Below are 14,043 nucleotides of genomic sequence, written 5' to 3'. Positions count from 1 at the left end.
AGCCGAGTGGGGTCCCTTTTTTCGCCGGGCGGGGCCCCGAACACTTTTCTAGCGGCTGTATGGGATGTCCAAATTTATAAATTCTTATACACAAATAAAAGCTCCTGCATTGCATCAACAACGTAGGAGCATCTTTTTTCATCATCACAACGTAAACGCATCCGTCTTCTTCCGCAGCTCCTGGATTTGCTCCGTCACATTCGTTACCTCTTCGGCAAACGTATGAACATACTCCCCTACTCCCTGAATCGTTGCCGTCACTTCTTCCGCAGAGGCAGCGGTCTCTTCGGAAACGGCTGTCACGGAGAGGATGTCCTGATGAATCGTTTCCTGGAACCGGGTCATCTCATCCATGTGCGAGACGACGCGACGTAGCGATTCGTTCAACGAATCCGTAATGGCGGAAAGCTGGGACACATTTTGCGTCACGACGTCAATTTTGCTCGATTCCGCCTGATACTGCTGCATGGACGTAAGCGTCTCCTGTTTCGCTTTGGCCACTTCTTCCTGGATATCGATGATGCTGGTCTGGATCACTTTTGTTGCCGCTGCCGTTTGTTCGGCCAGTTTGCGGACTTCTGCTGCGACGACTGCGAAGCCTTTTCCGGCTTCTCCGGCGCGGGAGCTCTCGATCGCGGCATTCAGGGCGAGCAAATTGGTTTGATTGGCAATCGCCTGGATCGTCGACACCACTTGTTCAATCGTGGACGACTTTTCCACCAGCCGCTCCATCCGTTCCTCCACCAGTCTGAAGTGACCGGCCGTCTCCTCGCTGTGGGTCAAAAACTCCTGAAGAGAGCGATGACTGCTTTCACCTGTCTGCGACACTTCCTTGCCGAGTCGGCTCATTTCCGCCACCAAACGGTTGACGCTCTCGATTTTTTCCACCAGCTCGCTGTTCAGCTTGGAGACGGTCTCGATGGAGGAAGCGGTTTGCTCATTTCCTCTGGCGATCTCCATGCTGGCTGTTCCGATCGCTTCCGACTGCTCGCGGATGTCGGCTACGCCGCGAGAGATGCTGACCGCCATCTCATCGATTGTTCCCGCCGTCTGCTTCACATCTCCGATCAGCGAACGCAGCTGTGTTACCATGCGGCTGAACGACTCCATAATATTGCCGATCTCATCGTTGTGTTTGTGTTGGAATTCCAGCTCGGTCAATAGACCGGCGGAAACCTGCTGCACTTTTTCGCTGATTGCCTGAAGCGGCTTCAGTTTCTTTTTGATATACAGATAGAGGATACATGCAGCCGCAAGGGTAATCAAAAGGTTCATGCCCAGACTGAATGGCAGGCTTTCCCACTGCACTCGATGATTGATCATTCCAACGGTGGACGCATTGATGTCCATGCCCAGAACACCGATCACGGTTCCGTCCGGTTTGGTAATGGGGACAAATGCAGACAAATAGTCGCCGTACTCCGGATCTTGGACGATCTCTGTGGCGTTAGCTTGTCCCTGCAGGCTTGGGGCCACATCTTCGTATGTCGTGGAGGAAGTTTTTTCGTCGATCGCCGATGCGACATCGGAACCTTTCGGCTGCCCGTCGATCATGATGCGGGGCTGCTTCTGTTCATCGATACGAATGGTGTACAAGTAAAGAGCGCCTGTCTTTTCCCGAAAGTCATCCAACTGCTGGCGAAGCTCCCAATAGGTTTCATCTTCCTTCGGGTTTTGCAGGAATTGCTCGTACTTGGACACGTCCATCTTTTTGGCGACGTTGGCCGCCAGCTCCGTGCTGAAGTTGCCGATTGTCTTTTCCACTGTACCCGTATTGGTCAGGAACAGACTGCCAGCATTTGCCGCAGAGAGAACCAGCATCACAAACATCACAAACAACAGGATTTTGGTGACGATACTTCCTCTTTTCATACGTACCTCCACGCTTGGTAGGATGCTGTTACTACCATACCTACCCGCTTGGAAGACACGGTAAACCTCACACACACTCCCGAACGAGCCTGGCCAGACGATGCAGCGCCTGCTGCAATTGACGGGTGTCGGCGTAAGCGTAGGACAGCCGCAGATGCTGGTTGGCCGTCTTGTCGTACACGTATCCGGGATTCAGCAGGATGCCTTGGGAGAGTGCGAGCGAAAACAGCTCCCGCATGGAGACGGGCTGCTCAATCCGCAGCCAAATGTAGAAGCCTCCCTGCGGCTCTTGCCAGGAGGCGATATCGGAAAAATCCTTCCGCAGCGCTTGCAGGGCGATCTCCCTGCGGTGGCGCAACGCCGCTCTCACCTGCGTCAAGTGCTGCCGGTACATGCCGCTCGCCAGCCATTCCGCCGCCGCCCATTGAGAAAGGGCGCTGGAACCGTAATCGGTTTGCATTTTGACGTCTGCCAGCCGCTCGATCACCGGCTCCGGACCGACCAGCCAGCCGATCCGCAAACCGGGGCTCAGTGTTTTGGACAAACTGCCGACATAGAGGACCAAGCCGTTTTTGTCAGACGCCTTGAGCGGCTTTGGTGCAGGCTCGTCCAGCCACAGCTCGCCGTACACATCGTCTTCAAGGATGGGCAGCCGTTCCCGTTCGCAGATGTGCAGCAGCTGCTCCCGCCTCCGCTCGGACATAACCGTGCCCGTCGGATTGTGATAGGAAGGAATGGTGTAAAGCAGAGCAGCGTTGTTCGCACGCGTCTGTTGAGCGATCAAATCGGTCCGGATTCCCTCTGCGTCCATGGGGATGCCGGTCAGCCGCAGATGGGTGGACTGAAACGTATGAAGGGAAGACAGATACGAAGGCTTTTCCACCAGGACGGCTGAGCCCTGGCGCAGGATGCCGACCGAAACCAGTTGAAGCGCCTGCAGGGCACCGGATACGATCAGAATGGCCGAAGGAGAGGCCTCGATGCCGATTCCACGCAAATGATCGCTGATGGCTTGTCGCAGCGGCAGGAGCCCTTTCGGCTCGGAGTAACCGAGGTGACTTAACCGTCCCTTCAGCCGTTGAAAAATCTCCTCCATCGCCCTGGCGGGAATCAGCTCGGGGGAAAGTTCGCCAGTCCCCAGACGAATCACGTTAGGATCGTGCTCGGCACGATTGATCTCCCGAATGGTGGGCAAATTGGGCTGGTGCGTTCCTGAACGGACATAACTCAACCAGTCGGGCGGCGAAGCGGCGGTCAGGACAGACCAGGTATTGTTGCAAATAACCGTGCCGCTTCCCACCACCGCTTCGATCAACCCCTCTGCTTTCAGCTCTTCCATCGCCGTGACGACCGTGCTGCGGTTCACCCCAAGCGCTTCTGCAAGCGCACGCTGTGCAGGCAGTTTGCTCTGCACCGGCCATTCGCCGGTCGAAATCTTGTCCCTGATGTACTCCACGACTTGCTTGTAAACAGGTATGTCCGATGACTTGTCCGGTTTCCAATCGATTGTGAGACGCGTCACTTCTCCCCCGCCTTTTTTCCTTTCATTGTAAAATTGGTTGGTTCGTCTGTAAACCAATTGGCTGGAGACAACCGGGAACTTTTCTCTTACGCTAGAGAAAAAAGAAGGTTTGGAGGGAGATTTGTGGTAGAAGCATTCCTGCATGGCTTTGTATTGTCTCTTGGCTTGATCTTGCCGCTTGGCGTGCAAAACGTATTCGTGTTTAATCAGGGAGCCGTACAATCCAGCTTGTGGCGGGCCATGCCGGTTGTACTGACCGCTGCTGTCTGCGATACACTGCTGATCCTGCTTGCGGTGTTGGGAGTGTCGCTGGTTGTACTTACCTTTGACTGGCTGGAAACGGCGCTTTATGCCGTTGGATTTTTCTTCCTGCTGTACATGGGGTACCTGACCTGGAAGAGCACTCCTTCGACGGAAGGGGACGAGGCCCAGCGCTTCACGCCGCGGAAACAGATCCTGTTTGCCGCCTCTGTCTCGCTGTTCAATCCGCACGCGATTTTGGATACGATCGGCGTGATCGGCACCAGTTCACTCAGCTACGGAGGAACGGAAAAATGGGCGTTTACGCTTTCCTGTATCCTCGTCTCGTGGCTGTGGTTCTTCGCCCTCTCCGTTGCCGGACGGACGGCAGGTCGGCTGGACCGCTCCGGAAAGCTGCTCCGGTCGCTAAACGTCGTGTCCGCCTGCATTATTTGGGCCGTCGCCTTGTTTATGGGCGCGAAGTTGGCCGGGATTGTGGTATGAGCTTAACCAATGGTTTGTAGAGGGACCGATTCCTCCAGCTACCCGCGAGCTGTGACCACCAGCTAGCGTAGGGACGTGGGCGCGGAGATCAAGCAGCGCCACCCCTGAAAAAACTTCGTAGTGACGCGGCTTTGGCGATGCCCCCGCGAATCGTCGCATAGCGGAGAAATCGGTCCCGAATAGACACCAATACCTTTTTCGACAGTCTCGAAAAATCCCCCCTGGCATGGAGAGCACTCCAAAACGCTTCCGTTATATGGAAAACGGTGGCGTTTCTTTGCTTCGCTTCGTTGCCAGCCCACTATGGGGCTTATCTGTCCTCTCCGAGACGATCCACGGGGCGGGGGCTCAACATCTGGGTTTCACAAGGAAGGGAGACTAGCGCCCCCTTCATCCCCGTGTCCACGTCTCTACGCTGGCAGGCTGGCAAAGGCGCTCCGCAAATAAAAATCGCCTCCTATTCCAAACTCCATCAGCTTTTTGGCTACAAAGAGCATGTAACGATGACAGAAGAAGAGATCATCTCTGCGATTGAAGTTACGGGTGGAAGTGAAGATGATGGCAAACAACTGCCAAAGCTATTAGAGCAAACAGAAAAGACAGGTATGAGGATTGAGGAAGTCATCGGAGACACTGCTTACTCTGGAAAAGACAATTTAAAGCTCCTTGATTTCATGGATTGACCAGGGCAAAATACCGTGGTTTATTCGGTACGCGGATACAAGCATACTTAAGCTAATAAAGCAAATGCAGCCAGCTTCGTAAGAAGTAAGGCTGCATTCTTTTTGCCGTCGGCATCAATTATTGACATGAACCCATTATTAAAAACCGAGAGAGCACTTTTGCAGTGATCTCTGGCATGCAGGATTTGCTGTTTATCCCGCTTTCGAACAGGAAAGTCTAATTAGTAGCACTTTCTTCCATTCCACTACGGTATATGAAGGAGCTGATGGCTGATGTTGCGTCAACGTTATGTTCAACTTCGCTATCCGGTCTTTGCCCTGGCGCTGATTCTCGGACTGCTTGCCCTGCATAACCAATACCGGCTGCAAGCGTCGTCGACCACTGAACAGCGCGTGCAAACCGTTACGATTTCCAACGCCGGGTTTCTTCCCAGTCGGTTAACCTATCAGGAGGGCGACCCCATTTCCTTGTCGATCGTGAATGCGGACACCCGCCCACACAACCTGGTCATACAGGACCTGCAGGTGTATACCGCCAACCTGAAACCGAACGAGTCCGCTATCCTGCAGTTCTCTGCCGCCAAAAAAGGGACGTATTCCTTTGTCTCAGACACTCCGGGCTATCCGGAAGCGGGATATCGCGGCTTGCTGATCGTAGAGTAATTCCTGCTACTCCAACGACGGGGACGGCTTCTTCCACGGCCCGAAACGAATCAAAAGCAGCGGAATCAGCCCGACCGCGGTTGCCGCCCCGAGAAACACATAAACTCCCAGAATGCTGGCATAATCCTTGATGACCCCGGCAGCGAGGTTGCACGTCATGGATCCGAGGCCCTGACCGACTGATCCGAAAATGGCCAAAGCGGTTACCTGCAGGGAGGCAGGCGTATTTTCCCTGACAAACTGGGCGGCCGAAGCCAGATAAAACCCAACGGATAATCCCTGGATAAAGAACATGGCAATCACTTCGGCAGTCCCCGGCGCCGTGCTGTACCAAAACCAGCGAAGCGCAGAGACGATCCCCGCCAAAAGGAGCGTCGCTTCCAAACCCCAGCGGCGAATGAGGTAGGCGGCCAGCTTCATAAACGGGGCTTCACTCCCGGCAAACAGCAGAAATGCCAGTCCGATCCCTGCTACAGACCCGCCGATGTGCTGGTAATACAGCGCAAACCAAATGTTGTTGGCATTAACCGAGCCGAAGATGAAGAACGCTGCCACCAAAAACAGCGTGAACCTGGGAATCCGCAGCAACCGGCCCAACCCTTTTACGATACTGACCTTAAACTGGGGCGCCTCTATATTGTCCGGGATGCCCCGCAAAAAGAAAACGGCAATCAGACAGGCGGCGCAGTAGGAGTAAAAAATCACGTTCGAACCCCACTGCTCCAAAGCGAGCCCGGTGACAAAGGCTGCCAGCGCAAACCCAACCGCCCCCCACAGCCGAATGTCTCCAAACTGCATGTTGTGCTGTTTGGCATAACCGAGCGCCAGACTGTCCGAGACCGGAACAAGCGCGCTTTGAAAGACGGAAAGCAGTGTGTAGAGCAAAAACACAAGTGCAAAGGTGGAGACGGCAGGAAACAGGAGCGACACCAGTGCCGAAACGATCAGTGTCAGCACGAGCACCGGCTTGCGAATCTGGTAGCGGTCACAGATCATGCCCCACATCGGCTGCGTCACGATGGAGACGACCGGCGTAATGGCACTGATCAGGCCGATCTGTGTTCCGGTGAGATGGATGGCGTTGTAGTACTGGGTAATCAGCGGGTAGAACGCTCCGAAACCATAGTAGATAAACAGGTAAAGAGCGCTGATGCTCATGTAGCGCCTTGCATTCCCCCCCGGCGATTGGATGGCATGAGGCTCAGACATGTTGTCTCCTTCTTTCCATGAAAAGAAGAGCATCTGCATGCTCTTCAATTTATTTGACCGATGGAAGGATTTTTTCCATGTTGACGGTTCGATTTTTCTCCCATGTTTCCGGCTTGTTCTCGTCAAACTGCTCCAAAAATTGTACGACTTCCTTTGTCAACGGTGTAGGTGTCGATGCGCCGGACGTGACGGCGACTTTTTTCTTTCCTCTCAACCAGTTGATGTCCAGTTCGGACAAGTCGGCGATGCGGTAAGCCGGAACGCCGGCAATTTCTTCCGCCACCTGTGCCAGGCGGTTGGAGTTGTTGCTGCGCGGATCGCCTACAACGATGCAGAGGTCAGCTTCCCCCGCCTGTTCGGCAACCGCTTCCTGTCGCACTTGGGTGGCCAGGCATATTTCGTTGTGCACCTCTACTTGCGGAAACCGTTTCACGATGGCATCCATCAAATGCTTGACGTCCCACTGGCTCATCGTCGTCTGGTTGGTGACGATCAGCTTATCGGTCGGCAGGTTCAGCGCCTCAACCTCATCGAGCGTCTGCACCAGATGCACCTTGTCAGGGGCTATTCCTACGGCTCCCTCCGGCTCGGGATGACCTTTTTTCCCAATGTAAATCACGTGATAGCCGTCGGCAATTTTTTCACGGATCAGATCGTGCGTCTTGGTCACGTCCGGACACGTGGCGTCGACGACGGTCAGGCCTTTCTCACGCGCTTTCTTTCTCACTTCAGGCGAAACGCCGTGTGCGGTAAAAATAACGGTTCCCTCGTTCACCTGATCCAGCAGGGCGAGACGATCTTCTCCGTCCAGCGTCTTGATGCCTTGTTTTTCAAAAGCTTCAACCACATGCGAGTTGTGGACGATCATGCCCAGGATGTGAATCGGGCGCGGCAGGTCGAAATTTTGTGCCGTTTTCAATGCGAGCACCATGGCATCTACGACACCGTAACAGTAACCGCGGGGGGAGATTTTGATAACCTCCATCTGTACCCCTCCTAACTTATCTGACGATCCATCCTATTATACCTCAATTATGCGATGACCGCTTGATTTCATAAACCTTCAGATTATTGTAGACAATTTTTAACAGCGGTGTGGATAATCCATGCTTCTCGGCGTGGGACAGCAGCCAGCCCTGCAGATGATCGGCCTCCACCGGCAGTCCCTTTTCCATGTCGCGGAGCATGGAGGATTTCATCGAATACCCCTGGTTCATGAACACCTTCATCTGCTTGTCCACAATGTCTTCGTCAATGGGAGCCTGGAGCGTCCGCATTACCAGCGCGATTTCTTCGGCCAGCTGGCGGGTCAGTTCCATGCCGAACTGCGCGTCGCGAATCGGGCCGACCGCTGCATTCATCAGCGTCGTCATGCCGGACAGCGTGGTGATGAACAGGTATTTATGCCACATGTCCCGCTGAATGTTTTCGCTGACGCGAATGGTCGCCTTCGCCCCGGAAAATACGCGGTCCAGCTCGTCGATGCGAGCGCTGCGTCCCCCTTCCCACTCTCCGTATACGGCCTCATGGGTGGGACTGGTTTGAATCACGTCGCCATGCTCGTTGAGGGTTGATTCAATAAAGCACAGCCCTCCCAGTACCCGCTCCGCTCCGAACCTGGCCTGCAGCTGTTCCATGTGGGCCATGCCGTTTAGGAGTGGCAGCACCACGGTTTCGCTGCCCACGTAGTCAGCAATGGAGGCGATGCTGTCAGCAAGGTGATACGCTTTGTTTGAAAGCAGGATGACATCGTACTTCTCCACCCGTTCACCTGCGGAAATCAGTTTGGGCGCTTCCATATGGATATCACCGTGGATACTGTTGACGCGCAATCCTCTTTCCAGCAGCTGCCTGCGCCGATTTTCACGCACGAGAAAGGTAACGTCGGCTCCCTTTTCCCACAGTCTCGCTCCGAAATAGCCGCCGACGGCGCCGGCTCCCAATACCAAAACTTTCATGATCGGTTCGTCCTCCCTGCATCGCGTTCAGAATGATTTGCCTTTATTCTACAGAAGTTGCGCCACTTTCGAAACCCCGCATTCTCATGTCAGAACAACTAACATGAAACCTCATGGGATGTTATAATATTACAAAAGATGAAACGAATGTCAATCACCTTTTCATACCAAGGAAGGAGGACAGTCGTGAGCGATTACGTAAAAGAAATGCGAAAGCAAGTCGGCCATCGTCCGCTCATCCTGGTCGGCGCCACCATCATGGTGCTGAACTCTCAAGGAGAAATTCTCCTGCAGCACCGCTCTGACACAAACGACTGGGGCTTGCCAGGAGGCTCCATGGACATGGGTGAACGACTGGAGGAAACAGCCCGGCGGGAACTGCTCGAAGAGACCGGACTTCGCGCGGAACAGCTGCAGTTTTTGGAGGCGTTGTCCGGTCCGGAGTGGTACTACCGCTATCCCAATGGTGATGAAGTGTACAACGTGATCATTCTCTATTTTGCCAAGGAGGTATCGGGCAGTCTGGCCATGACGGACGGCGAAAGCATCGGTTTGCGTTACTTCCCGCTAGACGGCCTGCCGAAGCTGGAAAAACGGGCAGGACTGATCCTGATGAGCTGGAAAGACCGGCTTCCGACACTGGTCCGCTCGCCATAAAAGGCTGTCGTCCCATACGGGCGACAGCCTCTTGTCCTGCACTATGCTTTTGCATCTACCCCAACGGCTTGTTCGATGTGAGTAAAGCCGTCTTGCACAAGCAGCTTCACAAGCTTCTTGTTGATCATCTTGGCGATGCCGGGGCCCTGATAAGCCATTCCTGTATACACCTGTACCAGGCTTGCGCCGGCGCGAATTTTCCGGTAGGCGTCCTCACCCGTGAAGATCCCCCCTACCCCGATAATCGGCACCTTGTCGCCAACTTCCTGGTAGATTTCCTTTACCCAGGCGGTGGAACGCTCCCTCAGCGGCTTGCCGCTTAATCCTCCCGCCTCGTCCGCATGCGGGTGGCCTAATACCTCATCGCGGGACAGTGTCGTGTTGGTGGCGATGATCCCCGCCGCTCCCTCATCCACGGCTGCCTGGACAACATCTCTCATCTGCTCGTCCGTCATGTCGGGGGCCACTTTTAACAGGATCGGCTTCGCCTTTACTCCGCGCAGCTCCATCTCGCTTGCTTTTGCCCGGATCTCGCGGAACAGGCTTCGCAGGCTCTCCGTCTCCTGCAGATCGCGCAGGTTGGGAGTATTGGGCGAACTGATGTTGACTACAAAATAATGGCCGTACCGATACAGCGTCTCCATGCATTTCAGGTAGTCGCTCGCCGCTTCCTCATTGGGCGTCGCCTTGTTTTTGCCGATGTTGATCCCGATGGGAATGTCGGCGTAGGCGTAGTCAACGAGATTTTGCGATGCGGCGTACGCGCCGTAGTTGTTAAAGCCCATCCGGTTGATGATGGCCTCATGCTCCTGCAGCCGGAACAGCCGCGGTCTCGGATTGCCGTGTTGGGCAATCGGCGTAATGGTGCCCACTTCCACGAATCCAAAGCCGAGGGCAGCCAGCGCGTGATACACCTCCGCGTTCTTGTCAAACCCAGCGGCCAATCCCACCGGGTTGGGAAAGGTCATCCCCCAAAGCTTCATTTCCAAACGTTCGTCACGGAAACCGAACAGCATTTTCAACAGGCTTTTTCCCTGAGGGGAGTCTTCCGCCAGCTTCAGCGCGTGAATCGTTCGCTCATGGATTTCTTCCGGATCCATTTTGAACAAAAACTTTCTGACAAGCTGATACATCCCTGTGCACTCCTCGTTCTTTTCTTCTGCCTAGTAGCATATCACATTTCGACAAAAGGCGCACAAAAGGAAGAAACTGCCTGCCCCATAAACAGGACAGACAGTTTGGTGTCGAATTGATTAGTTTTTCACCAGAAGCACGTCGTCGATGGAGACGAACGGAAGGTTGTGAGCGTCAGCAACCGCTTTGTAGCTCACTTTGCCGTCAATGACGTTTACCCCTTTGGCCAGTGCGCGGTTTTCCTGAATGGCTTGACGATAACCTTTGTTCGCCAGTTGAACCGCGTACGGAACGGTTACGTTGGTCAGCGCCAGCGTGGATGTACGGGCTACCGCACCCGGCATGTTGGCTACTGCGTAGTGGATGACACCATGCTTCTCATACGTCGGATTGTCGTGAGTGGTGATTCGGTCGATCGTCTCGATGGAACCGCCTTGGTCAATGGCCACGTCCACGATGACGGAGCCGGGAGCCATGGATTTTACCATCTCTTCCGTTACCAGACGCGGTGCGCGGGCACCTGGAATGAGCACAGCCCCTACCAGCAGGTCCGCTTTTTTCACCGCGTTTGCGATGTTGAAGCTGTTGGACATGAGCGTTTGAACGCGGCCCTGGAACAGATCATCCAGTTGGCGGAGACGGTCTGCGCTTACGTCGATGATGGTGACGTTGGCACCCAGGCCGACTGCCATTTTCGCTGCGTTGGTACCCACGATGCCGCCGCCGATGATGACCACTTCGCCTTTTGGCACACCTGGCACGCCGCCCAGCAGCACACCTTTGCCGCCGTACGGCTTCTCGAGGAACTGCGCACCGATCTGTACCGCCATGCGGCCGGCCACTTCCGACATCGGCGTGAGCAGCGGCAAAGCTCCGTTGTCCAATTGAATGGTTTCGTAAGCGATCGCCACGACCTTTTTCTCCATCAGAGCACGGGTCAGTTCCGGTTCCGGCGCGAGATGCAAATAGGTGAACAGAATCAAGCCCTCACGGAAAAATCCGTATTCAGAAGGGAGCGGTTCCTTTACCTTCATCACCATGTCAGCGGCCCATGCCTCAGCTGCGGAGTCAACAATTTCTGCCCCTACTGCCTTGTAGTCTTCGTTGGTAAAGCCGCTGCCCATGCCGGCATTGGTTTCGATGCGGACCGTGTGGCCGTTTTGTACCAATGCAGTGACTCCTGCAGGGGTAATGGCGACGCGGTTTTCATTGTTCTTTATCTCTTTGGGAATCCCCACGATCATGGTAGTTGTCCTCCTTCAAAACACTGCGATTCATTCGATTACTACCATTGTACAGCGTTTTCAGGCAATTCTCTTTGGGGAATCCATTAATCTTTGCACCGTCTGTTTGTGATTTTTCACAAACGAACTACCGTTCCTGATTCAGCTTATCCAGTTTGAGATCCAGATAGAGAGACGTCCGTTGGTTGGGATCGTCGAGATTCACCTGGATGATCTCCTCAATCCGGCGCAGGCGGTAGCCAAGCGTATTGATGTGGATGTGCAGCCGTTGGGCGGTGAGGTTCCCTTTGCCTGCCGTATCGAGAAATGTTTCCAGCGTATCCAGCAGGTTGGTCTGGTTTTCCCGATCATACGCTTTCAACTGCGAGAGCCGGGGGTTTTCATACCCTTCTTCGTCACCCCATCGTTTCAACTGAAGCAAAAAGCGGTAAATACCCAGGTCGTGAAATCCGTAAATACGTGCCGTTTCCTGAGAAAACAAGCGTTTTACCTTCACCACGTGCAGCGCTTCCCGATAGCTGCGTACGATGTCAGCGTATGCCTTGTAGCTTCGCCCGTAACCGGCGATCACATTGCCTTCGTTGACATGGACGACCAGCTTGCTTAGCGAATCGGAGAGAAACTGTTCCACCTTGTGATAAAGCGATTGCCCTCCCCTGTCTGGCACTGCAGGCAGACCCATCAAGAGGACGATTTGCGCACCGTCTACCACCCAGAACAGCTTGTCGCGCATTAACAGAGGATAGAGGTATTGCTCCAGCTGTGCTCCGGGTGCTTCGATCACACAGATGAGGTACGAAGCCGGGAGCTGCATTTGCAGACTCTCTGCCTTTTGCTTGATGGCCGCCTCGCTGGTGTGATTCCCCAGGAGCAGCTCCCAGAGAAACTCCTTGCGCCGCTGCTCCTCCGCTTTGCGTTTGCCCTGTCGCTGCACCAGACGGGAGACGGCGGCTCGGGCCGCCTGCCGAAGGATTTCATCGTCTTCACGGGTCAGCGGACGGTTTACCTCCTGTGCCCAGATGTAGCCCAGAACATCGGCGCCTTTGCGGATGGCGATCGCCACGCGCTTGCCCAGCCCTACCTCGTCCTTGGCGGGGATGTGCACCGGGTCGTCATCGGTCAACAGCTGCTGGAAGACGCCGTCTTTCCACAGCCGCGTCAGCACTTTTTCCGGCACGCGACGCCCCATGATCGTCGACCAGCGTGCCTGGTCGGTGCTCTCTCCATGGGAACTGTAGGCGATCAGCTTGTGGTCGGCGTCTTCGATCGTAATCGGATTTTGCAGCAATTCACCGATCACATCGGCCAGTTCTTCTATGTCAGCATGCTGGTATTGATGGAAGTACTCAGGTTGACCGGACAATCGTTCACACCTTCTTTGCGATTCCTGTCTTTTCATTATACTGAAAGGCAAAAGCCCAGGTAAACCAGGCGCGGGCCTGAAATAACCCACTCGGCGGTAGCTATCGCTGAGCCGAGTGGGGTCCCTTTTTTCGCCGGGCGGGGCCCCGAATGCTTTCCTAGTGGCTGAAATCGGATTTCCATCTTTATAAATTCCTATTTGCTGAAAAAAACCGGCAGGTGCCGCCCTGCCGGTTGCTTGATTTTCGCTCTATGTACGGGATCACAGTAACCGCGATATCGCATCGAGAATGCGTTCTTTTTGAAACGGCTTGATTACGAAGTCTTTTGCCCCCGTTTTCATCGCCTCCAAAACCAGCTGGCGGTGACCGACAGCGGAGCACATCAAGATTTTGGCCTCTGCATCAAAAGCTAAAATTTCGCGGACAGCATCAATCCCCTGCATCCGGGGCATGGTGATATCCATCGTGACAATATCGGGACGCAGCTCCTTGTATTTTTCAATTGCCTCTTCTCCATTGGCAGCCTCTCCGCACACTTCGTGCAAGCCTGCTACCATCTCCGTCAGCATCTGCCTCATAAAAGCCGCATCGTCTACAATCAACAAACGGGCCACTCAGCGTTCCTCCTCAACCTGTCTCACTTCTCCCTCCCTCTACTTTACAGAAAATAGCAAAAAAGTCTATGGGAATTCCCGACTTTTTTTATTTTTTTTAATAAATACCCCTAAAAGAATGGCGCCTGCAACGGCGCCTTGTTTTACGGAGCAAATCCAATCGGTCCGGAACGTTCCGGACTTGCAGGCAAATCCGCCTGCGGACTGGTCGGATCAGGATGCGGGGTCGTTTCCCCGATCTCCGGTCTGTCTACCTGAGTCACCTCGTCCGGGATATCCACCTGTGGAATTTCAATCAGCTCTCTTTCCATGGGGGGGCCTCCTTTCTCGGGTACAGAGCTTCTCCGTTAGCGTTCCCTCCGGCTCCCGGTTGCATACC

Annotated in this window: 13 protein-coding genes and 1 pseudogene; 4 read left to right on the top strand and 10 right to left on the bottom strand. The window is 54.4% G+C overall.

Annotated elements, in window-relative coordinates:
• Window positions 1-144 precede the first annotated feature (144 nt).
• Window positions 145-1,872 (bottom strand): methyl-accepting chemotaxis protein, encoded by a 1,728-nt coding sequence (locus ACE99V_RS09610; protein WP_400490858.1) that lies wholly within the window; start codon window positions 1,870-1,872, stop codon window positions 145-147.
• A gap of 67 nt (window positions 1,873-1,939) precedes the next feature.
• Entirely contained in the window at window positions 1,940-3,394 is a 1,455-nt protein-coding gene (pdxR, locus tag ACE99V_RS09605) for a MocR-like pyridoxine biosynthesis transcription factor PdxR (RefSeq protein ID WP_400490857.1), read from the bottom strand.
• A gap of 123 nt (window positions 3,395-3,517) precedes the next feature.
• Here pdxR and ACE99V_RS09600 point away from each other — a divergent pair, with 123 nt between their 5' ends.
• The 3 genes and pseudogenes from ACE99V_RS09600 (at window position 3,518) to ACE99V_RS09590 (ending at window position 5,484) form a co-directional block, all read left to right on the top strand.
• Window positions 3,518-4,138, top strand: coding sequence for a LysE/ArgO family amino acid transporter (locus tag ACE99V_RS09600; RefSeq protein ID WP_400490856.1), 621 nt, complete (start codon window positions 3,518-3,520; stop codon window positions 4,136-4,138).
• Window positions 4,139-4,404: 266 nt separating this feature from the next.
• Window positions 4,405-4,797: pseudogene (locus tag ACE99V_RS09595) on the top strand (transposase); the annotation flags it as partial.
• Between the two features lie 297 nt (window positions 4,798-5,094).
• Window positions 5,095-5,484 carry a cupredoxin domain-containing protein gene (locus tag ACE99V_RS09590; protein WP_400490855.1) on the top strand — a complete coding sequence of 130 codons (390 nt, stop codon included), beginning with the start codon at window positions 5,095-5,097 and terminating at the stop codon, window positions 5,482-5,484.
• 6 nt (window positions 5,485-5,490) lie between these two features.
• On the opposite strand, the gene ACE99V_RS09585 is transcribed toward ACE99V_RS09590, so the two are convergent.
• The 3 genes from ACE99V_RS09585 to ACE99V_RS09575 are packed head-to-tail and all read right to left on the bottom strand — an operon-like array spanning window position 5,491 to window position 8,651.
• Window positions 5,491-6,693 (bottom strand): MFS transporter, encoded by a 1,203-nt coding sequence (locus ACE99V_RS09585; RefSeq protein WP_400490854.1) that lies wholly within the window; start codon window positions 6,691-6,693, stop codon window positions 5,491-5,493.
• A 49-nt stretch (window positions 6,694-6,742) separates the two neighbouring features.
• Window positions 6,743-7,678: a 4-hydroxy-3-methylbut-2-enyl diphosphate reductase gene (locus ACE99V_RS09580; RefSeq protein WP_400490853.1), complete on the bottom strand. Its 936-nt coding sequence runs from the start codon at window positions 7,676-7,678 to the stop codon at window positions 6,743-6,745.
• Between the two features lie 43 nt (window positions 7,679-7,721).
• Window positions 7,722-8,651 carry a ketopantoate reductase family protein gene (locus ACE99V_RS09575; RefSeq protein WP_400490852.1) on the bottom strand — a complete coding sequence of 310 codons (930 nt, stop codon included), beginning with the start codon at window positions 8,649-8,651 and terminating at the stop codon, window positions 7,722-7,724.
• Window positions 8,652-8,858: 207 nt separating this feature from the next.
• Here ACE99V_RS09575 and ACE99V_RS09570 point away from each other — a divergent pair, with 207 nt between their 5' ends.
• Window positions 8,859-9,308, top strand: coding sequence for an NUDIX hydrolase (locus ACE99V_RS09570; RefSeq protein ID WP_400490862.1), 450 nt, complete (start codon window positions 8,859-8,861; stop codon window positions 9,306-9,308).
• A 41-nt stretch (window positions 9,309-9,349) separates the two neighbouring features.
• Here ACE99V_RS09570 and ACE99V_RS09565 read toward each other — a convergent pair whose 3' ends face one another.
• The 5 genes from ACE99V_RS09565 to ACE99V_RS09545 form a co-directional block, all read right to left on the bottom strand.
• Window positions 9,350-10,441: a quinone-dependent dihydroorotate dehydrogenase gene (locus ACE99V_RS09565; RefSeq protein WP_400490851.1), complete on the bottom strand. Its 1,092-nt coding sequence runs from the start codon at window positions 10,439-10,441 to the stop codon at window positions 9,350-9,352.
• 120 nt (window positions 10,442-10,561) lie between these two features.
• A complete protein-coding gene (ald, locus tag ACE99V_RS09560) occupies window positions 10,562-11,686 on the bottom strand; it encodes an alanine dehydrogenase (RefSeq protein WP_400490850.1) in 1,125 nt (374 codons plus the stop codon).
• 127 nt (window positions 11,687-11,813) lie between these two features.
• Window positions 11,814-13,085 (bottom strand): PucR family transcriptional regulator, encoded by a 1,272-nt coding sequence (locus ACE99V_RS09555; RefSeq protein WP_400490849.1) that lies wholly within the window; start codon window positions 13,083-13,085, stop codon window positions 11,814-11,816.
• Between the two features lie 225 nt (window positions 13,086-13,310).
• A complete protein-coding gene (locus ACE99V_RS09550) occupies window positions 13,311-13,664 on the bottom strand; it encodes a response regulator (protein WP_400490848.1) in 354 nt (117 codons plus the stop codon).
• 143 nt (window positions 13,665-13,807) lie between these two features.
• Window positions 13,808-13,975 carry a hypothetical protein gene (locus tag ACE99V_RS09545; protein WP_400490847.1) on the bottom strand — a complete coding sequence of 56 codons (168 nt, stop codon included), beginning with the start codon at window positions 13,973-13,975 and terminating at the stop codon, window positions 13,808-13,810.
• Window positions 13,976-14,043: the final 68 nt, after the last annotated feature.

The sequence above is a fragment of the Brevibacillus soli genome (genome assembly GCF_044759095.2).
Lineage (GTDB): Bacteria > Bacillota > Bacilli > Brevibacillales > Brevibacillaceae > JBIYSM02.
This window is presented reverse-complemented; position numbering and strand designations above follow the sequence as displayed.